Source organism: Pseudodesulfovibrio piezophilus C1TLV30 (assembly GCF_000341895.1).
In the GTDB taxonomy this organism is placed as follows: domain Bacteria; phylum Desulfobacterota; class Desulfovibrionia; order Desulfovibrionales; family Desulfovibrionaceae; genus Pseudodesulfovibrio; species Pseudodesulfovibrio piezophilus.
In genome coordinates this window covers 2,856,016-2,876,620 of record NC_020409.1, presented here as the reverse complement: position 1 = coordinate 2,876,620, position 20,605 = coordinate 2,856,016, and the positions used below count along the sequence as shown (strand labels likewise).

The window sequence follows — 20,605 nt, the reverse complement described above, 5'->3', positions numbered from 1 at the left end:
TGAATGAGAGTATTTAGACTACATTAGCAAAATATACAAAATGAGACCAAACAGTCACTCAGAATTAAAACACACCTGTTCAATCCAGGAGAGAGAGGTTCCTTAAACTTCCTAATTCTTGGACACTTAGAAGCCTATCAAAACAAATACTTGCTGAGACGAATGGGGAGTCTATTTAACTGCCCAACAATACAGTATCAGGACAAGCCGAAACAACTGTTTCTGCCCGTTTTTGCCATGTATATTTAGCAAGAAATTCTTTTTTGGCGGCAGAAGCCAAATTAGCACGAAGTATAGGATCACGTAATTGTTCTAAAGCCTCAACCCATGCATCTAACGAATCAGGAGAAGCCATAAGGCAATTGACTCCTGAAGTGAGCACCTCATGCAAGACAGGCATATCTGAGACAAGCATAGCCCGACCGCTTGACATATACTCAAAGACTTTAAGGGGTGACATAACTCCACTAGTATCTCCTAAGCCACCAGCAACTGAGACTTTTTTCTGATATGGAGCCAACAATATGTCGCATTTATTACGATAAGAATACACTTCCCCAGGCGCGACATACCCATGAAAAAAAACATTTTTCATGCCCCGAACAGTATGCTTGGCAATGTCATCCTGGGAACCACCCACGAAATGAAAATCGTAATCAGGTAATCGCCGAGCCATTTCCAGCATCATTGAAATCCCACGCCCCCGATAGAGCCCCCCCACATATCCAACCTGCAAAGCTGATCGACGTCCTGGCCAAAACTCCGGCAATCGATCATCTTGGACTATATCCGCGCCATCGGGGGCCACTAACAGTTTCTCCCTGCTCACGGGATGATCTCCCTTGACAACCTGTGTAGCGAGAGCTTCAGAAATCACAACAAAACGTTTAATATTCTTGTGGTTAGCCAAACGATTCATAATATATCGATCAATGATCGAATCAGAATGAAGAACCCAATGAGTCTCATAAATAACAGGATATCCTAAAGTCGCTGCCACATGGCAACCATACGGATCACGGCCAAAGACTAGATCAGGCCTGGAGCGAAAAAGCTTAAAAGCAATGCTCGCCGCAGACGCAACAGTTCCACCCAAGTGGCGACATCTACTCTGCCGACTCTCGTTGTACCAATAGAATTCAATCGGAAATCTAGACTTAACACCATAAAATTCATAAATATCAGAACAAGCGACCTCATCTGCCTTGGACGGTTTTCTCGCCAACAATAAAACTTCATGCCCATTACTCACAAAAGCATCACACATCCGCATAACATGGACACTATTTGCTGTAGAAGAGGGCAAAAATGACGAACTGATATAGACTATTTTCACTTTACTTTAACTCTTAGTAGGCGACTTTTTTAAAGTGAAAAGTTTGCTCGCAACGTAGCCTGCCAGCGCTAAAAATTCTTCGTGCCGACTTCGGCTATCCCCAGCCTCGGCTACTCGCTCTGTTTTGCCCAATATCTTTGAATAAAAATTTACTGCCACGGAATCATCAACGATCAACCCCAAAAGCCTTTCTACCGCCTCTTCGTTGTAGTTATAATTCTTAATGAGTTCAGCAATGTCACAATCAAGGTTAAATAGATCCCTACAAACAATAACCATAGAATTCGGAAGTACTTGATATGGAACTTCTCCCAATACAACAACGGGCTTGCCGCATATAGCAGCCTCAAGCCCTATAGTCCCTGATACAACGGCAACAACAGATGCATATTTCACGATCTCAAAGGCAGGAAGAAACGGATCAACCAAACGAACATTTGGAATTTCCAATAGTTTTTTATAATAATCTAAACTGCGAAACCCGACAGAGCGTGGATGCTCTTTGACAACAACTTTCATTCCAACGGGAACACTCAGGGCCAAATTTCTTACAACCTCAATTTGATTCTGGTATGGTCTCCCGAAGACTTGAAGAGCCACCTCAGGCTCAAAGTGCATAGGATAAAATAAGTATTCACCTTGTGATTTTACTTGCTGCGCACTCAAAAAAGGAATTCGTTTCTGGGAAGAGATCATTCGTATAGGATGTACGACAGTGGTAAAATAAGCTTTGGCCAAAGCCGATTCCCTATGGTTATCCTTGCGAAGAACAGGGTCACGCCAACTCTTCAAATCGGTCTGAAAACCATCAATAAGTTTTCCAAAAGCAGTATGGAAAAGAGCAATAAGTCTCGACACATTGAAATCTATCACTCCCTCATATTGAAGACCTTGCCCTCGAATTTCTTCAATTATATGCTTTGCTAATTTGGTTGATGCACTGGATGCAGGCTTTCCAGACTCATACCGATGGGCAAAAATGGGACAATTACCCATTCCTGTTTCACTTATGATCATCCTATTTTGCACTTTTGCAGATTTAAGTTGGAAATATGGAATATTTTTTTCTTTTGCTACAAGCTCAAAAAGACAATCGGCGAGGGTTACAGAGCTAAAACCGATTATAGCATCTGGCCTATAGTTATCTACAAAAGCATCAATATCTCTTACAGCAGCGCACAGAATTCCTAAGAGTTCGGTCTCACTGAAACGTGAAGAATAATCTTGGCAAAACTTACAATGTTTTCCGAAATACAGTCGTCGGTCAGCAAGAATTGTTCTCCAAAGACTGACAGGAAACCGTTGCTGGTATTCTTTTAAAATCTCGACATTAACACTATTTTTCCGGCCTCTTTCAATGAAGTCCCATTCAGTCAAAGTCTTATATTGAGATAACTCCGGAAACTCTTGCTTTGCATTTTTATAATTATTTGCATCTGATACAAATATAGCAGGGGAATTTAATGGTAGAAATGAGGAAATATGTTTGTGCAACTCTACAAAAACCTGCAGGAAGCCCCCCATAGTAACACCCAGTAATTTCATATTATCTCCAAATAGACCAAGATTTGCATAACTAGAGATGAGGATTCTTCTATAGTCATTCATCAACTATAGGGTATCCCCCTACATGCCATCTAAAAGAATGACTAAGGGACGCGCTCCATTTTCTCTTTTTGATTTTGCAAAAGCATCTCGACAAATGAGAATTCTATGGGGGTATCAATGACTAGAGACCTTTCATAAGGCATGTAATAACCGTAGTATTTATCCGGGAAAAATGTCTTATCCCGAAGTAACGAATTTGTTGAGCTAACATACACTGCGCCATTTCGCATCAATGCTACTGGCAGATCTTGTCTCCGCTCATAACTAATTTTATGTTCAATGAACGGGGTAAGGCTCCCATCGTCCTCTTGTTTACGCACAAGAAAAGGATGGTGAACACAATCAGTTACTGACACAACCGATGCAATTCCTTTTTCATGGAATAAAGTTATAGCCATTTCCAAAGCACCATCTATATCAGAAGCTAAGCGTAATGGTGATGTTGGTTGTAACAAACAGACAAGATCGGGGACATAATTTTCCTCTAATTTAAGCCACTCCAATGCGTGCAGCACACAGTCGATATGAGGAGAATCGTCTTCAGCCAAATATTTTGGACGCATAAAAGGGACTTCAACTCCGGAAGATCGAGCAATATCAGCGATTTTTAAATCGTCAGTACTAAGAACTACTCGACCAAGTAATGAACTCTTCAACGCTTCTTTTGCAGTCCAAGTTATTAAAGGTTTACCTGCTATTTCTTTATAGTTTTTCCCAGGAATTCCTTTTGACCCCCCCCGGGCAGTTAATAAACCTAATATTTCCATCTGGCACTCCCAACAAGCAAGGCTCTTTGCAAAATATGTGAGTCATAAAACACATAGATTGTACTTTTCTTAAACAATCTTATGAATCCAATCTAGAAAAGCCTCTTTCATATACAATGAAAGATATTTACGAATTTTGACATAAGCTGCCTTTGATAAAGTTCCCTTAGATTGAAAACATCAAAATGAGGGACTTTTACTTAATATAATTAATTTATTCCGGTACTCTTAAGACGGAATATACTGAAGTATTCATACCCAAGTCGATTTGCCTTCCTTAAAATAACGTCAGAAACAATTACATCATATTCATTATAGAGTCTCGACTTAAGAGCATTCACAGTACTCTCCCGTATATCCACAACAATCGTTGCAGGTGACTGAGTTTGGAGTAGATCAAAGATGTTAGTATTAACAGCTGTCTTATTTTTTTCTCCATTCACAAGAAGAGAGGGGCCATCAATAAAAACAAAATCATATTCTTTCTTAGCAGTAAAATCGTATTTAACTTCGGGAGGTTGTCGCATATCTTCACAAATGGAAGGAGCTACTATAAATTCGGCAGCGCTTTCTAAAGCGGAGTTTTCCCAAGCTATTTTTTTTGCATGCTCTAACCATTTTTCACTTTCATCAACAGAGGTCATAACGCACTCTTTACCAGCACTACGCACATACTCAGCAAAGACCGGGGTAGTTGAACCTGAGCCCAATTCCAGTATTGAGCTTGGTCTGCAAGACCACAACAGTTGTTTCAAATGATACAACTTATATTCTTGAAAAAGATGCTGAAGCCCCCCCCCCTTATGATATGCCTGTAAAATACGCCGGATATTATTATATTCTTCAGGATGCTCCATCGCATTTCTAGCATGAGCTTTTTCGATGCCATGATAATAGAATTTGGTTTTCAACTGTAGTATAATCTCTTGTAAAAACGAACGCATAAGACTCCTGAAGATTAACTATGATGTAATGATTCCAACTTCATCTTCAATTTATTGACCATAAATAATTCTGTGCTTTCCATGGATTCCATGGTGGCCCCCCCAATATGAGGCGTTATGACAACATTATAATTCTCACGGGCCAATTGGATAAGCGGCGAATGATTTATCCAATCAGGAGATTCAGACAGTTCGGAAGTCAAAACATCAAGACCTGCGCCACCCAGGTGTTTATTTAGAATTGCATTCCTTAACGCCTCTTCCTGCATTATCTCACCACGCGATGTATTAATGAATAAAGCACCTCTTTTCATACTGTCAAACTCACGACTCCCTAGAAGCCCGCAAGTTTCATTGTTAAGAGGAAGATGGACTGAAACAACATCGGAGTTCTCTAATAAAGAGTTCAGGGAGCACGAAGTGACATAATCTGGAAGCCTGTCAACATATGGATCATGCGTGAGGACTTCCATACGAAAGATTCGCCCATATTCTGCGACCATTTTTCCAAGACGCCCAAACCCTAACACACCAAGGACCTTCCCTTTTAACTCGTTTCCTCTAAAGGCATCTCGATCCCATCCCCCCATGTTCACATGCCTCATAGCAGCAGGTAAGCGCCTTACCAAACTCAATAACAGGCCCCATGTCAATTCAGCTGTTGCTGTAATATTTTGGAGAAAATCCTGTTCCCCTTTCAATGAAAGAACTGTTATCCCGCGCATCCTTGCTGCTTCAAGATCGATATGATCAAGTCCTGTTGTTGCCGTCACAATCACTTTCAGGCGTTTTGCCCTTTTCAAAATTTTTTCATCTATTAGGTGTTTCAGTCGAACAATAAGGACATCAGCATCTTCAACGAGTGTGAGCAACATAGAATAATCGGCATTAGTCATATGCACATCACCCAATTCTCGCAATGCCTGTTCAGCTTTTGGCGAATACCCCTTAGCTTCTACATTAACTATTTTCACCAAAATCCCCTTTTTGTACCGCAATAAGAAATGCCTGCCCCATGGGTTCAGAGCATAGCCAGCCATGCCGGCCAGTCACAATCTTACGGAGAAAAATCGCTCCTTTGAAAAGCATCACTAAAAAGCGTTCCAATGGCGAGGGTAGCAATGAAAACGGAAATTCTGGAGAATGACTTATCATCGGCATTGGATACATCCCAGTTACCACGACCTTGCTTGGATTCAATGTCTCAATCATTGGCAAGTAGACGTCCGAAGAATAGTCATTTCTATAGATGTCCTGCTTTGAAATTTCACTTTTTTTGCTCAGGAATTTACCCACTGTTTTCCGCAAAAGAATATTTACCCAATTAAAATATTTTTGCACATTTTGAGGACGCTCAGGGACGATATACGAAAACACCCACCCTCCAGGTCTCAAAACCCTCCACTGCTCATTCAAAGAGGTTGAGGCATCTTCAAAGTGTTCCAGCAATCCAATGCTAAAAACCACATCAAAAGAATCCGACTCGAAAGGTAAATTATTTGCATCGCCAGAAAAGAACTGGCCACTGTGTCCATTAATCTGAAAAATTCTTTTTGCTATCTCTATGACCTCTGACGAGCTATCCAATAAGGAGACCCGCCACCCATTGTCTGCAAAATAACTGGATAAAGAGCCTCGCCCACATCCAACTTCCAAGCTATCACCAGGCTCAGAAAAATTCATAAACTCGGAAAAAATCTCCCAATGGTTACGAAAAGCAAACTGAATCTGATTGGTGGTTTTTCCATCTGTCCAATGGTTATACTTGCTCTCTTTGCGAGAAGCCCAATTGGTCCGGAACTCATTCTTACTTCCAGAGTATTTAGTAGAACTAGACATGGAAAAAACTTTTGGTAATAGACAAGTCACAACTACTCAAAATATCGGCGATCCTCTCTCCAGCTCCCCCGTCCCCATAAAGACTTACTGAGTTATACTTGCCATGTGCCAGTTGCAGCTGTATTGCGTCATAAATAGCTTTACTATCATACTGAACATCCATCACATTCTCCCCGCGTTGCCGACAATTTTGGCGAGTTCCGATATTGACAACAGGGGTTCCGAGAAATGCGCCTTCTCTGATTCCACTTGAAGAATTACCGACTAGACAAACAGCTCTATTAATAAGATGCACATAATCTTCAGGGCGAAAATTTCTATAAAAATGAACTGGAAAGCCCTCATCCGCTGCTAAAAACATCCTCAACCTTTTGGCAATCGCATCAGAGCCTGCGTCCACGTTAGGCCACAACCAAACAGTTTGCATACCAACACGACGAACAGCTTCCAAAGTTTCTTCTATTTGCTTCGCCCCTTGGGTGTATTCTGTTGTTACTGGATGTTGTAAAACAACTATGTACGGCTTGTCCCAATTTAAAGGATAACCGGTCCCACCATAAAGCTCAAAGAGATTTTCTGTTTTTTGGCTGACAGCATTTGCAGCCAGATCAATAGCAGGACACCCTGTGATATAGACTCTCTCAGGATTCTCTCCTAACTGATACAGAACCTTGGCGGCTTCATCATTAGAAGGGAAATGGATATGTGATAATTTGGAAATCGCATGCCGAACGCTCTCGTCTATTGATCCTGTAAGTTCACCCCCTTGAGTATGGGCGACCGCGATATTCATATAGGATGCCGTCACAGCAGTAGCCATGGTTTCAAAGCGATCAGCAACAGTAAGAACTACATCCGGCTTCAATTGGTCAAAAAGCGTCGAAAGTTCCATGACCGCAAGCCCCGTAGATTTAGCCATTGTAACAAGATTCTCTCCATCAACAACAGAATATGCTGTCGCTGTGACCTTTAAACCATCCTGCTCTATAGTTTCAATTACATTACCATACTTGTAAAGTAATGCAGAAGCTTCTACTATAAGTTGCAATTCAAGCCGATCATGAGCACTAATTGCCTGCAACACGCTCTTTATACGACCATAATTTGCTCGACTAGCAACAATTACACATATTTTTCTTTTATTCATATTCATTTCCAATATCTTCAATGCACAACAAACGAGAGGCGGGAACCGCTCGCGTGAGGGGTTTTCCTATAAGGTTAACCAACTCTTTATGAGGAATACCTGATCCAGGTTTTTTTAGACAAAGATCCTCTTCTGTAAGGATAGCCCCTTTTGCTAGATCATGACGTAGTGCCAAGCTTCTACCAAATAATTTTCGCATCTTCCCCATTTCTTGAGCTGTTGTATTTTTATCTACTTCGCTCCCCATGCTGTGAAAAGCATTCCGCGCTTCCACAACAAAGGCCAGTTCATCCAACGTCAGTGACGCTTTCGTGTCTAGCCCAAACATTCGCTTATCAAAAACTACGTGAAATTCAACAATAGCAACACCACGAGCCATAACTGCCAAACTTGGGAAAACGGTCCCGGAATGGTCCGACAATCCAGAGATTATACCAAAATCATTCTGAAGGCGGTCAATGACATTTAACCCAACATCTTTCAAAGGAGCAGGGTACTTCGAAGTACATTGCAGCAAAGCCATGTCCATTTTCCGCTCAGTACAAAATGCAATGACATCCTCAATCTCATCCCATGAAGACATACCTGTACTAAAAATAACGGGTTTACCTGTATGAGCCAAGGCTTCAGCCAACTCCCAATTACCCAGATCGCCAGACCCGACTTTCCAACCTCTTACACCTATTTTGTCAAGCCAGTGAACTGCAGTAGTGGAAAAAGGAGTGCTTAAAAAAGTCAAACCTCTCTCTTGAGCATGCGCAAACAGCCCATCCCATTGCTCAAAGGTAAACCCGGTGCGTTTCCAATAGTCAAACCGAGTAGCGTCTTCATAGGAAAAGTTAATTCGAAACTGCTCATTACTTGTGCTCTCAGCTTCTGCTATATGCGTCTGGAATTTAATAGCATCTGCTCCTGCGTCAGCAACAGCGTCAACATAACTATGAGCCATTCCCAGCGAACCATCATGAGCCAGCCCAATTTCGGCAATAATAAAAGTTTTCTTCCCATTACCAATACTTTTCCCATCTAAAGAGAATGTACGCAAAATCCCTCCAAAACCCGTTGTTTTAACGGCCCAAAAGACTTACTCCAATCTAACAGACCAAAATATAAAGAGAAATAAGACTGACATACCGTTATCAACATAAAAGTCACAACCAGAAAGAAGCGATAAAGCTTTGATTGTGATGTAAAAGTCTTTGATTGCAACTTTTCATTTTTAGCCGAACACTGTGATCCTGAATATTTTCACAGAAACTCCCAAATCAAATGAATGTTACATGATCTCATCAGAAGTACACACAAAGTAGTGTATGCAATTTAAGAGTCACAGGCTAAAACCATTCTCACCCGAACTAAATGAATTGGTTAAATCCTCAAATTACGATCATTACTTCCCGTAAAATTTTTGTTCACGAATGAAGCCAGTAACATCAAATATATATATCGATCTTTTCCCCTTATAAACGGCATCCACAGACACCTTCAAGCCATTTCGACTCCACCGGGGGTGCAAGTCACAGCGAACTTCTCCCGTAAAATGACTCGGCGTATAAAAACCAGCAATATCCACTCGCCTTTCAGGTTTCATGGAACAAATTGCAACAGATTGCACTCTCTCAGGAGTTGGATAGGAATCTATCAGCATAAGATCATGGGTAGGGGAAATTGACATATGACAATCTTCTTTAACAAGATCTACCAAGACGGCATCAACACTATCGGATTTGTCGCGAAAACGATGCACATGCATTCCACTTTGTGGCAAGTCACTGTAGCAAAACAAAACATCATCACCATCCCAACAATAATGTGACGCATGCCCTGAATTCATAACTAAATGTATATTTTCACCATTACAATCCGCAGTAAACATACGCCCAAATTTTTCACCATGACTTGTCCAAAGATGTATGAATAAAAATCGTGTGCCTGAAGGATTCACCAAAATATGATTAATGTAGTGGTCTGCACCCTCCATACCGGGTAAAGGAGATATGCTGGCAAGTTCCTTGATGGAAAAAAGTAATACTTCTTCCCCTGTTCGCAGATCAATTCGCCAGATACCGTTATCATGAGGGCACTTCTCATCACGACTCAACTCCAACTCGCTGGCGTATCCATATCCGGGCCGAAGGCGGTGCAATCTTCCAAAATCGAGACTATAGGCATAGTGATTTCTAGAATCGCAAGCATACACAGGGCGAGAGAATTTCTTCACAATCTCAAATGTTTTGATATTCTGTATGACACTTCCGACTCCCCTCTGCCGAGTATTATACAGCACATGATCATCTTCATTCCCACCCAAGCCTGGAAACCATTGTAGCCGGCAGCCTTGTTGCCAGCACCAGGAGCGCGTCTCCCCTATTTTTACAAAGTCAGACACTCCAACACCAAGATTGTAGTATCCTACTTCAGCGATCTCATTTGCGGTGGGAGGGGTGTTTTTACCTGCAACTCTAAGAGCTAGGCATTTATCATTTACAAAGTTGAGTGGTGAAAAATCGTAATACCCAAAAAAAACATGATAATTTGAAGAACCTATACGCTTAAAAGGAAGGTCAGTCTTGAGGGAACTCCCTCCCTGCCTCCAATTCATACAGAAATGGCGAAAACGCATACGAAAATCATATGTTAGATCATACAGTTTACAGGTCAAATAAGAACCAATAACTTTTTGCAACACGGCTCCCAAAGTCATAACCAACACCTACTTCAGAAGCACAGGAATATATTCTGTGTCATACATGAATGTTAGGGGAGCCTTTATTTTTCGAATAAAGCGCCGATGAAATTCAATTGTCCTTCCAGGTGAATTTAACTCAACACTTCTCCGAACCATGTAAGGAAATCGAGAATACACAGAACTTGTTCGAGCTGAATCCACAATATTAGTCAACTGACAAGGAGATGCTTGATGCATATTTTGATTGCCTTGCGCCCCTTTCCCTTTGCGAATAATGCATTCAAACGGAGAATGACTGTATTCAACAACACAACTATCTAAATTCGAAGTTTGTAAAAAACGCCCGACAGAATAAGGACTAAGATAAGAAACGATGACTCCCAGATGAGCCAACTGGACCATATTATGCTCCTGAAAATTGCTCACTGAAAAGAACAGAAAGCCACCATCAACCACGTGCTCAAGAGCCGCTTGGATAACCGCAAAGGGATTAACCAAGAATTGAAGCACATTAAAAAGATATATAAGATCAAATTTTTCATGATTGTTGGCAAGGTAGGTTTCACCATCCCCTACCAGGATATTGCGCATTCGAGTTGTCGCTATTTGGGTACGATGCTCTGAAGGGTCAACGCCATATACGTCAAAACCATTGTTATGAAATGGCAGCAGGCGATCCCCGATACCACAACCAAGATCCAAGACTCGGCCTCCAGCTTTAACTAAAGGTGCTAATTTGGTATAGGGATATAGCGACTCTCTCAGAACATCATCTCTTCTGATCAGCCATCTTTTAGCAAAGTGCTGCGATATATACTGACCACCCAACTGACTGGTTTTTTTTACAAAACCACACCTTTGGCAAATACTAGTGACACATCCTAAGGCTCCAGCGGAATTGGAAATCTGAAAACAAGGAGTCATGGAAGCCCCACAACCGCAACAATAGGGGGTCTCGTAATACTCATCAGGCCAGCTTTGGGCTAGCCAACAATGATCTTCTTTACCAAAGGTCCACCCACGGACTTTGATTATATCCCCTGAAATATTCGCCACATTTAACTCCTCTCCAGACAACAATTTCTACCCCGTAGAGACATCTTTTTATATGAAACTCTTTCCCATCAATGTACCAAGTTTTTTATACAACCTTGTTAAAATAGATTGGAAGGACTTCAGCACAAGACCTGCTCTGTACCCAAGATTAGTCACCGCCTGACAACCAATAAAGGCTTCCATTCCATCATGAGGTTGATATTTGGACATATAACTACAATCATTGCCTATGGTCTTTCGCCATCGTTCAGGAAACCGTGACCCCACTGCAAAAATATACACAGAAGAGTCACAGTGCTCATTAAAGCTTAGGTAAACTAATTTCAGCCCATTCATCAAAAACAATTTTTCCACACTTTCTGGTGTAAATCGCCAAAAATCTCCGAATGTACTGTGCATCTGTTGTAGATGAGGCACCACAACTATGACCATATCCTTGGAAAGTGAACATAAATTTGAAAATGCGGTAAAGACGTCGAACGTGTGCTCCAGAGTTGTATGATTAAAAGCAACGTCAAACCTCTGTACCAATTCTCCCGAGAGTACTTGTTCCAAATCCAAAAAGATCTCGCCTTCCTTCCCCTGAAATCCTCGCGCTTCAGCCTTGTAATTAGTGATGCTATAGTGAGAAGCATTGCGGAAATAATCGCAATAAAAACCACCTTCTTTATCAGAGTCTTTCCACGCACTAACATTGACGACCTCTCCTTTGATCAAAGGAGCAATCTTCCTCAACTCTTTATTAGACCATTTACGTGGCAAACGGTATTTTCTATCGATAAAAAAAGATCCCATTCTTTAATTTTCTCCATAAACCATCATAGATTCTCTTCAAAAAACCGTAACTCGCTCATGTGAGTAATATATCCCAAAAAATGTGGGTAAATTCGATTAGCCACCATATTTATGTAAATACAATTACTGTTTTTTTATTGATAAACGATCAAGCAATGGCAATATTTCCTCAGGTGTTCCGATTTTATGAACTTTCCCTTTATCCAACCAAAGAATAGAATCGCACCCTTCAAGAGTACTCATACGATGTGCTACTAATAGTAATGTAACATTCCCTTTCAGTGAATAAATCGTTTCACGAATAGCTAACTCTGTCCCTTTATCAAGGGCGCTTGTAGCCTCATCAAAGATCAGTAGCTCCGGTTTATGATACAAAGCCCGTGCGATGGAAATTCGCTGCCGCTGCCCACCGGAAAGCCTCACACCCCGCTCACCAATTCGTGTATTAAAACCATCGGGAAGTTCGTCTAAAAAATCAACGGCAGCCATCTGACAGCAAGTTTTGACCCGCTCCATATCTATAGCTCGACCACTCAATCCAAAAGCAACATTCTCCGCCAAAGATGCATCAACTATGTAGGGGTGCTGAGACACATACCCAAACAGATTCCGCAACCGGCCTAAATCAAGGTCAGAAATCCTTTTCCCATCTAACAGGATTTCTCCGGAATCCGGTGTAAGTAATCCCACAAGAAGATCAATAAGAGTACTCTTCCCTGCTCCAGACTGGCCCACAACACCGAAGACGCTCCCTTTTTGTATCCGAAAATCAATAGAATGCACCGCCTTAGGGAGCCCTTTTTTATAACGGAAATCAACCTTGTCAAAAACGATATCTTGCTTCCAATTCAGTAAAGTACCAGATGCAGGATTAAGCAATGGGTTAGCTTTTTGCATCTCTAAATAATCAAATATTTTAGACAAATAAGGGAGAGAGCTTCTTAAAGAAGAGATGGAGACCAATAACCGTGATGCTACAGGAAGAACTCTCCATGCTGTTACAGCGAGAAGCACTACAATACCAATAACCTTCCCTCTAGGCATTGGAAAAATAAAAAGTAATGCAAACATAGAAAAAACAAGCATGGTAAAACCAAATGCTTCCAAGACTTGCATAGGTATATTTGTAAAGAGTCGTTGACGTGCTAATATTCGTTCTTGCCGCTGTGCAGATGCATCATATTCGTTAATAAACTCTCTCTCTTTAGAAAAAACTATGACATCCTTGACACCTTGTATTATTTTCAGTGAAATTTGGCTTATTTTCATTTTATACTCTTGACCCAATACAACCTCCTGATCAAGAACTGTACGAGTTTTTCGATATATAAAACAGCCTCCTCCCCCCACAAAAAAGACGACAAAAAAAGAAATTACGGGCGCAACAACAAAAAGAGAGGCCAGAACAAATAATATAAATGCGCAATCCACAAATAAATTTATCAAAGATAAAAGCATCACTGAGCCAAAATGCGACCGCCAGCTAATTGCAAGTAAGAGATCAGACGAATTCTGTTCAATATGCCAACCGTATGGCATATTCAAAAAACGCCCTAAAAGATGCTTACCTATTAGCCTATCCATCCCAGCTGCAAATCGAACAACTCTATATTCGAATAAAGCGCGACAACTATTTTTGATAATAATAAAAAATGTAGCAAGCATTCCCACGCCCACGATGATTGCTCTGTTCTCAAAGGAGAGAAAGACTGGGAATATACTGCACAATCGAACACCAATTTCGCTTTGCATTATCGTCGATGGATCATTTAAAACAGTAACCATTAGCGCTACTAGAGCGACTGAAATGGCATCTACAATCGCAACCCCAACACCGCCAAACGTCAACACAAAAAAACGTTTTCTATCTTTGCTCTGTAAAAAAGAAAAAATCCTTTTAATATTCCACAGTAACCGAAAGTTTTTTTGCTCCACCGCATTTTCCTGAAGACTGGTCACAGCTATAAAACCTTCCAATTCGGCCTACTCAAAAACACACTCCGACTCTCTTCAAATTCTTCTGGGTTTACATCCATGGTGCGCACCTTTCTCCCCACTTTACTTTCCACAATACTACGAAGCTCATCTAAACGACTTTTATCTATGTTTCCGACAATCAAAGCATCAATCAATCCAGAATCATTTCCTTGAGCATAGTCATCCAAAATATAAACTGCATGAACATCTCCTAAGCTAGAAACAACCTCATTAACTAATTTATCTATACCGCAAGTCTTACGAACAATGGAGCTGATTTCCGGGAAGAAAGGATGAGCTTTATTTGCCTTGAAGTAGACGCTTCGCCCTTTTTTCTCTCGTTCCAAATACCCCGCTTCACTCAACCGATCCAATTCACACTTAAGCGCATTGGGAGACTGAGAAAACTCAGCAGCTAATCCCCTAAGATAACAAGATACTTCTGGGTTCAAAAAAAGCTTAAGCAGCACTTTTATTCTTGTTTTTGATGTGAATAACTCTGATAGCATCGGTTTCCCGTACATTTTTTTTGAACGAATTACAACTGAGCTAATCTTGTTTTGGAGGACATATTGCTGAAAGAATAATTAGATACCCCCACCCCAAAATGGGGCTTGAGTATCTGAGTAGCTCAGAAAGGTGGTCCAGTTGTTCGGACAGAAGACATGGAGTTGACCGAAGCCCTCAAAAAGCACCGCACCACAACGGTCAATAAATGGGTCTTCATTCAACCCAAAGGACAACACCAAGGAAAGCCATACACTGAGAACCGGAAATTACCATAAGCCTTGTGCGACGAAGCAGAGGAGAAAAAGTTTGGTTGTCCTGGCATCCGAGGACTTACAGCCTCAAGACTCGCCAAGCATGACGTGCCTGTGGTCGCAATTCGGGACACGCTCAGACATAAGAATCTGAAAATCACCGAGCGATATGTTCGCGGCATGGATTCAGTAAGAGATCATCTCAAAGTATTAGAGATCAGAACAGTATGAGACTAATACGGACGTTTACGTCCCTTTTGGGTACATCCGGTTCAAGCGTACTTTTGACAAAATGAAAGGACATGGCCTCCAACCGTTGGAAGCATCACCGACCAGCGGAGGGAGTTATCGCCATGTCCACGAGTTTCATCTGCCATGCGTTCGGCCTGCGAGGCTACGACCATGTTCGACAGGATTTCATCGCAGGCAACATTATCCTGAAAGTACAGCTCAAGGACGACTTGATTCGTTGCCCTTGCTGCCATTCCAGAGACATCATTCGCTACGGCTTTGCTGAGCGATGGGTTCAGACTGTGCCCATCGGTTTCAAGCCTGTCTGGCTGGTTATTCCTGTCTAACCGGTAGGATGTCGCACTTGCGGCATCATTCGCTTGATCACATTCAGATCGCCGACTCCAGGAACTGGTATACGAAAGCTTTTGAGTGATATGCTCTCGCCCTGGCAAAAATGATGACAATACAAGATGTGGCTGACCTGATCGGTGTTGGGTGGGATACCATCAAATCAATCTTCAAGCGATATCTGGTTCACCGCTTCTCAAAGCCCAAGCTGGGGGAGCTCAAGTATATCGCCATCGACAAAATCAGTGTCCGGAAGGGGCAAAAGTCTTTAACATTGGTTATGGACTTTGAAAACGACGCAGTCGTTTTTGTTGGCGAAGGTCAAAGCCGTGAAACACTCCTCCCGTTCCGGGAACGTCTCAAGAAGACAAGAGCCAAAATTCCGGCTGTAGCGAAGGACATGAACGCCGGTTATATCAGCGCAGTCATGGAGAACCTACCGAACACGGCTGTCGTGTTTGACCGGTTTCATGTGGTCAAGCTGATGAATGAAAAGATTACACAGATACGTCGCCAGCTCTTCCGGGAACTCACCTCGCCACTTGAAAGGAAGGCGGTCAAAGGGACTTGATGGATTCTTCTGAAAAACCCGGAAAATCTGGATGAAAACCGCGATGAAAAGGAACGCTTGGATGAAGCGCTGCGGCTGAACAAACCTTTGGCGACAGACTACTATCTGAAAGAGGACTTGCGTCAACTCTGGTCCCAGCCGGACAAGGAGACGGCAGAGAAGATCATCAATGACTGGATCGTCGGGGCCGAAGCCTCTGAGATACGCCCTTTGCGGGGTATGGCGAAGGCGCTTGCCGCATACCATTTCGACATTCTCGCTTACTACGATACCCCCATCTCATCAGGCCCAATCGAAGAACGGCAAGCCTATGGCTATCGGGACACCGAGTGCTTCAAGCTCAGGATCATGAAAATTCACAAAGCGAAGTATGCCTTAGCCGGATGAACCTTTTTTAGTCTGCTTTTATCTGCTTTGTTGCAACTCTCAGACCTAGATAGGCAACGAGGCCAACAACGACTCCAGATGTCAGCCCAAACCACAGCGATACAAGTCCGAAAACAACTCCTGCCCCTATGATCTGGTGTACATTTTTCATCGCCTGCAACTTAACAGACTATCTACTTTGACTGCTTAATTCGCAGATCTTCGTCATAACATTTGCCAGCCTTTGGCTCATAATTTGGTGTGATTACTATCGACGTTTGCCCCTTGTACTCCTCCATAAATGAAAATGGCTCAACAACTTCCAAACCTAGCATCAGACTGTCTGATGCTCCGGGGAATGGCAGATCGAAGACCATGATCAGTGGCACCGAGTAGTCGTCGCTTCCACTCCATCCTCGACGAGTCACAGGATGCGTGAGCCCATCGGCAATCACTTTCCCATCTGATACGAATTGGTAGCTCAACAGTCCTTTTCCCTTTTTTTGAGAGCCCTGCGTTTTCTGCTGATTTCCTGGTACAACCTTCTCTTTTTCATCCTTTTTCATTCTTTCTAGCCGCGCACGACAAATCTGATCGTCCGGGGGTGGGGCGAAATGGTTAGGAGTACCCTTTCCGGCGAGGAGAAAGATTGTCTCGCGTTGCGCGCCAACAACTTCCGTTTTTGGCGATACCGATTAGCTCGGGGGCGTCCGAACAGTTGATGACAATCTTTGAATCCTTTTCTTGGGCTTGCTGACAACTCTTTCAGATCGCCGGATCGGACATTGAAAAAACGGTCGTTCTTGATCAAAAACGACCAGTTCCACGAAATTGACACGTTTGCCGGAACCGGACCGAAAGCCATGTTTCGGTCCGGTTTGGCCAAATTCGACCGATTTGCAGGAACCGCCCTTATTTCGGCGATGCTGACAAGGGATAAAACGGACAAGGGCTGCCGAGGCAGCCCTTTCAAAATAAACCAGTAAGCTAAGTCAAAGGCCCCAACAACGAGTCCGTCAAAGGCCTTTGCAATTGTTATTGCTTTTTCCGAGATGTAAGAAACCAAGGAACAACAAGCCAAACAATCCCGGCAACCAAGCACGCGGCACTGAAGACTTCCGGGTATGGAATAGAAACATCGTAATGAAACAATTCCTTTTCGCCCATGCCCATCACGCCCATAGAGACCAGTATAATCCCCATGACGATCTCTGCTGGCTTGATTTTCATGTAGTCTCCCTACTTTTTTCTTTATATTTGTCGTACATCCATTTGGCACCACTCCCGGCATAACCGGGTACCGAGGCCGGAGGCGGCCCCGGATCAAACCAGCCAGAAGCTATATCTACAATGGCCTTTGAACCGGCAGCCAGCTTATCCGGGTGCTGCATGGCAGCACCGGCTATGGCTGGTGTTGCTGCCGTGCCGACGGCTGCAACAATGGGCAGCGCACCTGCCACCAAGGATATCGCCGTATATTTTTGCAAATCCTTGTTGGTTGCAAAGGCCTCCGCCGTCTTGCTCAGTGCTTCTCCAGCACCCTTCGTCCCCTTGGTAACGCCTCACCTATACCCGCAGGGGTCTTGTCCCACAATTCTCCGAACCCAGCTCCGATTTTTTTTCATTCCTCCCCAAAATCCGCCTTCCAGCCCCAACGGGTCCACCCCGTTGACCGGATCATCGAGGCAATAGCCATACCAATCCGGATCGCCGCCCTTGTCCCCGATGGGATCAGGCGCGGTCCACCGGCCGGTGAAGGTGTCGTAGTCCCGCCAACCGAAGCGGACGAAGCCCAAATCCCAGTCGTGCAGACCGCCCGCAAAGCCGAGGGGGACGCGGAAACCGGGGTTGGTGTCCTCAATGGTCCCGCCGAAGGGATCGTACAGGATTTCCTTTATCACGTCGCCATCCGCGTCGGCAACCACACGCAGAGAACCGACCTGGTCGTAGTGCAGGGGGAAGACGGCCCCATCTTCGCGCCGCATGGCCGAGGGAAGGCGTGCGTTATCCGCGTAGCCGAACTCGTATCTCATGCGCCCGTCGTGGAACGCGCCGAGCCGGATGAAGTCGAGCCACCCATAGGCCTCGACAAGTTGGCCGTTGAAATACTTGGCGACCCGCCGGCCCTGCTCATCGTGGCAAAAGGTAAAGACGCGATTTTGATTCTCCACTTCCATTTTGAGCAGCCGGCAGTCCGGCGCGTACTCGTACAGGTGGTACATGTCGCCGTTCGACCAGATGGACCGGAATCCGTTTTCCTCCTTTTTCATCTTTTATGGCCGCGCACGGCAAATCCGATCGTCCGGGGGTGGAGCGAGATGGTTGGGAGCACCCTTTCCGGCCAACTGCTCGACATGGGCAGTTGGCCTTTTCTAGTCTGTTTTGACCTGCTTCGTGGCAGCCCTCAGGCCCAAATACACAACAAGGCCAGCAATGATTCCAGATGTCAGTCCAAACCACAGTGATACAAGTCCGAAAACAATTCCTGCCCCTATGATCTGGTGTGCATTCTTCATCGTCCGTAGTCCTCGTTGATTGGCTCTTCGTTGTAGGCCATATACGTTTCAGCCTGAGAGTCTTCTTAATGGAGTCGTATGTTGAAGGCAGGCCTTCCTCGTTCATTTTCTTTTTCAGCCGCTTCATCTTTTCAATCTGATGCTTAGCAGTTGCATTGTCATCTCCGTATTCTTCAAGGCGGGAGATTTCCTTATCTGCTTCTTCCTTGATGATCCTTTCAGGCGACATGGGGTTAATGACCTTGTGTACCTTCTTGGTTCCTTGCTGAATCAACCAATTCAAAAACAGACCAAGTGGATCGTTGCCGTTTACGGGATCATCAAGACAGTATCCATACCAATCGTCATCGCCACCAGCATCCCCCATGGGATCGGGAGCGGTCCAACGGCTGGTAAAGGTATCGTAATCCCGCCAACCGAAACGGACAAAGCCGAGGTCTCGGTCATGCAATCCACCAGCAAACCCGATGGGGATTCGCAAGTCGGGATTGGAGTCTTCGATGATGCCACCGAAGGGATCATACAGAACCTCCTTTATCACGTTGCCTAACTTGTCGGCAACCACTCGCAGGGAGCCGACCTGGTCATAGTACAGGTAGGCTACGACTCCGTCCTCACGCTGCATGGCATAGGGAGTTCGTTCATCACCATCGTAGGCGAAGCGATATCCAGCTTCGCCGTCATGAAATCCAGCCAGCCGGACGAAATCAAGCCACTTGTATGCCTCGACAACCTCGCCGTTGCGATACTTGTACTCACGCTGGCCGTCTTCATCATGAGCAAACTCGAATATGACCTTGTCGTCCGGTATCTCGACTTTGAGCAGACGGTAATCCGGCGCATACTTGTACAACGTGTATTTGCCTTCATGATTCCAAATGGACCTGAATCCCTGCTTGTCATGGGTGTAGCCGTTGTTTCCGGCCTGTTGCAGTCGGTTGTCCATACGGTAGTGGTAGTTCCGCAACTGACTTCCGTGCGTCCTGGGGAAGTAATCCTGCTGTCGCCTGCCGTCCCTATCGTAATGACACTGGCAGACCAGTCGGTTGTCCAGGTGCGCCTCGAACAGGCAGCCCTTTTTGTCATAGGAGTAGGTCCACTTGATGGACTTGCCCTTGACGGTTTCTGTTTTCTCCGCAATGCGACCACTCTGGTCGTGCTTCAACTTCACTTCATATACGCTCATATAGTCTCCTTCGGACCACTGAGCAGACGGCCCTTCATGTATTTGCGAAGAGCGTAGCATGGGGTTTTGAAGAAAATGGCGGTATGCGCGCAGCGTGTCGGTGAAATACAGTCCGATGTCGGTCAAAAGCACGCCAGGGACGGCCAAATACAAGGTGATTTCCGCAAATAGTGCCTGACAGGTTTTGAAAACAGGCCTGAATCCACCTGAAATGATAGATGAAATAAAAAAGAAAGCCCCTGAAAACTCAATTTCAGGGGCTTTTGAAGTGCCTTTTACACATTTTTTTACACACGCCTTGACCACACATAATCCAAAGAAAAAGGACACCAACTTAAATAGTTGATGTCCTTGATCTTTAGTGGCGGAGCCGACGAGACTCGAACTCGCGGCCTCCGGCGTGACAGGCCGGCGTTATAACCAGCTTAACTACGGCTCCGCACTGGTATAATACAGCGTTTTAAA

The 20,605-nt window shown here is 44.0% G+C and carries 19 protein-coding genes, 1 tRNA gene and 1 pseudogene; 2 read left to right on the top strand and 19 right to left on the bottom strand.

Annotation, left to right across the window (positions count from 1 at the left end):
* Positions 1 to 175: 175 nt before the first annotated feature.
* From BN4_RS13495 to BN4_RS13435, 13 genes are all read right to left on the bottom strand, one after another.
* A complete protein-coding gene (locus tag BN4_RS13495; protein WP_015415964.1) occupies positions 176 to 1,336 on the bottom strand; it encodes a glycosyltransferase family 4 protein in 1,161 nt (386 codons plus the stop codon).
* Between the two features lie 6 nt (positions 1,337 to 1,342).
* A complete protein-coding gene (locus tag BN4_RS13490; protein WP_015415963.1) occupies positions 1,343 to 2,881 on the bottom strand; it encodes a capsular polysaccharide export protein, LipB/KpsS family in 1,539 nt (512 codons plus the stop codon).
* A gap of 104 nt (positions 2,882 to 2,985) precedes the next feature.
* A complete protein-coding gene (locus tag BN4_RS13485; protein ID WP_015415962.1) occupies positions 2,986 to 3,711 on the bottom strand; it encodes an acylneuraminate cytidylyltransferase family protein in 726 nt (241 codons plus the stop codon).
* A 209-nt stretch (positions 3,712 to 3,920) separates the two neighbouring features.
* Positions 3,921 to 4,655, bottom strand: a complete 735-nt coding sequence (locus tag BN4_RS13480) for an O-methyltransferase (protein ID WP_015415960.1) — start codon at positions 4,653 to 4,655, stop codon at positions 3,921 to 3,923.
* Positions 4,656 to 4,669: 14 nt separating this feature from the next.
* Positions 4,670 to 5,629, bottom strand: a complete 960-nt coding sequence (locus BN4_RS13475) for an NAD(P)-dependent oxidoreductase (protein ID WP_015415959.1) — start codon at positions 5,627 to 5,629, stop codon at positions 4,670 to 4,672.
* Complete coding sequence (locus tag BN4_RS17290) at positions 5,616 to 6,494, bottom strand: class I SAM-dependent methyltransferase (RefSeq protein ID WP_015415958.1); 879 nt, start codon at positions 6,492 to 6,494, stop codon at positions 5,616 to 5,618. The genes BN4_RS13475 and BN4_RS17290 overlap by 14 nt, the downstream gene beginning before the upstream one ends.
* The gene (neuC, locus tag BN4_RS13465; RefSeq protein ID WP_015415957.1) at positions 6,487 to 7,641 is read right to left on the bottom strand and encodes a UDP-N-acetylglucosamine 2-epimerase; all 1,155 of its coding nucleotides are present in this window, start codon (positions 7,639 to 7,641) and stop codon (positions 6,487 to 6,489) included. Before neuC ends, BN4_RS17290 begins: the two co-directional genes overlap by 8 nt.
* Positions 7,634 to 8,686, bottom strand: coding sequence for an N-acetylneuraminate synthase family protein (locus BN4_RS13460; RefSeq protein ID WP_015415956.1), 1,053 nt, complete (start codon positions 8,684 to 8,686; stop codon positions 7,634 to 7,636). Before BN4_RS13460 ends, neuC begins: the two co-directional genes overlap by 8 nt.
* A gap of 345 nt (positions 8,687 to 9,031) precedes the next feature.
* Positions 9,032 to 10,345, bottom strand: coding sequence for a hypothetical protein (locus tag BN4_RS13455; RefSeq protein WP_015415955.1), 1,314 nt, complete (start codon positions 10,343 to 10,345; stop codon positions 9,032 to 9,034).
* 9 nt (positions 10,346 to 10,354) lie between these two features.
* Positions 10,355 to 11,386 carry a class I SAM-dependent methyltransferase gene (locus tag BN4_RS13450; protein ID WP_015415954.1) on the bottom strand — a complete coding sequence of 344 codons (1,032 nt, stop codon included), beginning with the start codon at positions 11,384 to 11,386 and terminating at the stop codon, positions 10,355 to 10,357.
* Positions 11,387 to 11,434: 48 nt separating this feature from the next.
* Entirely contained in the window at positions 11,435 to 12,181 is a 747-nt protein-coding gene (locus BN4_RS13445) for a hypothetical protein (protein ID WP_015415953.1), read from the bottom strand.
* A gap of 123 nt (positions 12,182 to 12,304) precedes the next feature.
* The gene (locus tag BN4_RS13440) at positions 12,305 to 14,158 is read right to left on the bottom strand and encodes an ABC transporter ATP-binding protein (RefSeq protein WP_015415952.1); all 1,854 of its coding nucleotides are present in this window, start codon (positions 14,156 to 14,158) and stop codon (positions 12,305 to 12,307) included.
* The gene (locus tag BN4_RS13435) at positions 14,143 to 14,667 is read right to left on the bottom strand and encodes a winged helix-turn-helix domain-containing protein (protein WP_015415951.1); all 525 of its coding nucleotides are present in this window, start codon (positions 14,665 to 14,667) and stop codon (positions 14,143 to 14,145) included. Before BN4_RS13435 ends, BN4_RS13440 begins: the two co-directional genes overlap by 16 nt.
* A 605-nt stretch (positions 14,668 to 15,272) precedes the next feature.
* On the opposite strand from BN4_RS13435, the gene BN4_RS18175 reads away from it, so the two are divergent.
* Both BN4_RS18175 and BN4_RS18170 read left to right on the top strand, forming a co-directional pair.
* A complete protein-coding gene (locus BN4_RS18175; protein ID WP_231856541.1) occupies positions 15,273 to 15,497 on the top strand; it encodes a transposase family protein in 225 nt (74 codons plus the stop codon).
* 110 nt (positions 15,498 to 15,607) lie between these two features.
* Positions 15,608 to 16,459 (top strand): annotated as a pseudogene (locus BN4_RS18170) (ISL3 family transposase).
* A 173-nt stretch (positions 16,460 to 16,632) separates the two neighbouring features.
* Here BN4_RS18170 and BN4_RS13420 read toward each other — a convergent pair.
* The 6 genes from BN4_RS13420 to BN4_RS13390 form a co-directional block, all read right to left on the bottom strand.
* Positions 16,633 to 17,004: a hypothetical protein gene (locus tag BN4_RS13420; RefSeq protein WP_015415946.1), complete on the bottom strand. Its 372-nt coding sequence runs from the start codon at positions 17,002 to 17,004 to the stop codon at positions 16,633 to 16,635.
* A 469-nt stretch (positions 17,005 to 17,473) separates the two neighbouring features.
* Positions 17,474 to 17,668, bottom strand: coding sequence for a hypothetical protein (locus tag BN4_RS13410; RefSeq protein ID WP_015415945.1), 195 nt, complete (start codon positions 17,666 to 17,668; stop codon positions 17,474 to 17,476).
* The gene (locus tag BN4_RS13405; protein ID WP_041720390.1) at positions 17,665 to 17,925 is read right to left on the bottom strand and encodes a hypothetical protein; all 261 of its coding nucleotides are present in this window, start codon (positions 17,923 to 17,925) and stop codon (positions 17,665 to 17,667) included. The genes BN4_RS13410 and BN4_RS13405 overlap by 4 nt, the downstream gene beginning before the upstream one ends.
* A 75-nt stretch (positions 17,926 to 18,000) precedes the next feature.
* The gene (locus BN4_RS13400) at positions 18,001 to 18,615 is read right to left on the bottom strand and encodes an RHS repeat domain-containing protein (RefSeq protein WP_015415943.1); all 615 of its coding nucleotides are present in this window, start codon (positions 18,613 to 18,615) and stop codon (positions 18,001 to 18,003) included.
* Positions 18,569 to 20,140 carry an RHS repeat domain-containing protein gene (locus BN4_RS18165; RefSeq protein ID WP_015415942.1) on the bottom strand — a complete coding sequence of 524 codons (1,572 nt, stop codon included), beginning with the start codon at positions 20,138 to 20,140 and terminating at the stop codon, positions 18,569 to 18,571. Before BN4_RS18165 ends, BN4_RS13400 begins: the two co-directional genes overlap by 47 nt.
* Before the next feature lie 362 nt (positions 20,141 to 20,502).
* Positions 20,503 to 20,579 (bottom strand) — tRNA-Asp (locus BN4_RS13390).
* Positions 20,580 to 20,605 lie beyond the last annotated feature (26 nt).

Bases quoted from the DNA above. Each gene is read 5' to 3' on its own strand.
- BN4_RS13455 (WP_015415955.1), bottom strand. From the start codon at position 10,345: ATGACTTTGGGAGCCGTGTTGCAAAAAGTTATTGGTTCTTATTTGACC.
- BN4_RS13445 (WP_015415953.1), bottom strand. From the start codon at position 12,181: ATGGGATCTTTTTTTATCGATAGAAAATACCGTTTGCCACGTAAATGG.
- BN4_RS13410 (WP_015415945.1), bottom strand. From the start codon at position 17,668: ATGAAAATCAAGCCAGCAGAGATCGTCATGGGGATTATACTGGTCTCT.
- BN4_RS13490 (WP_015415963.1), bottom strand. From the start codon at position 2,881: ATGAAATTACTGGGTGTTACTATGGGGGGCTTCCTGCAGGTTTTTGTA.
- neuC (WP_015415957.1), bottom strand. From the start codon at position 7,641: ATGAATAAAAGAAAAATATGTGTAATTGTTGCTAGTCGAGCAAATTAT.
- BN4_RS13400 (WP_015415943.1), bottom strand. From the start codon at position 18,615: ATGGAAGTGGAGAATCAAAATCGCGTCTTTACCTTTTGCCACGATGAG.
- BN4_RS13480 (WP_015415960.1), bottom strand. From the start codon at position 4,655: ATGCGTTCGTTTTTACAAGAGATTATACTACAGTTGAAAACCAAATTC.
- BN4_RS18165 (WP_015415942.1), bottom strand. From the start codon at position 20,140: ATGAGCGTATATGAAGTGAAGTTGAAGCACGACCAGAGTGGTCGCATT.
- BN4_RS13485 (WP_015415962.1), bottom strand. From the start codon at position 3,711: ATGGAAATATTAGGTTTATTAACTGCCCGGGGGGGGTCAAAAGGAATT.
- BN4_RS13435 (WP_015415951.1), bottom strand. From the start codon at position 14,667: ATGCTATCAGAGTTATTCACATCAAAAACAAGAATAAAAGTGCTGCTT.
- BN4_RS17290 (WP_015415958.1), bottom strand. From the start codon at position 6,494: ATGTCTAGTTCTACTAAATACTCTGGAAGTAAGAATGAGTTCCGGACC.
- BN4_RS13420 (WP_015415946.1), bottom strand. From the start codon at position 17,004: ATGAAAAAGGATGAAAAAGAGAAGGTTGTACCAGGAAATCAGCAGAAA.
- BN4_RS18175 (WP_231856541.1), top strand. From the start codon at position 15,273: ATGTCCACGAGTTTCATCTGCCATGCGTTCGGCCTGCGAGGCTACGAC.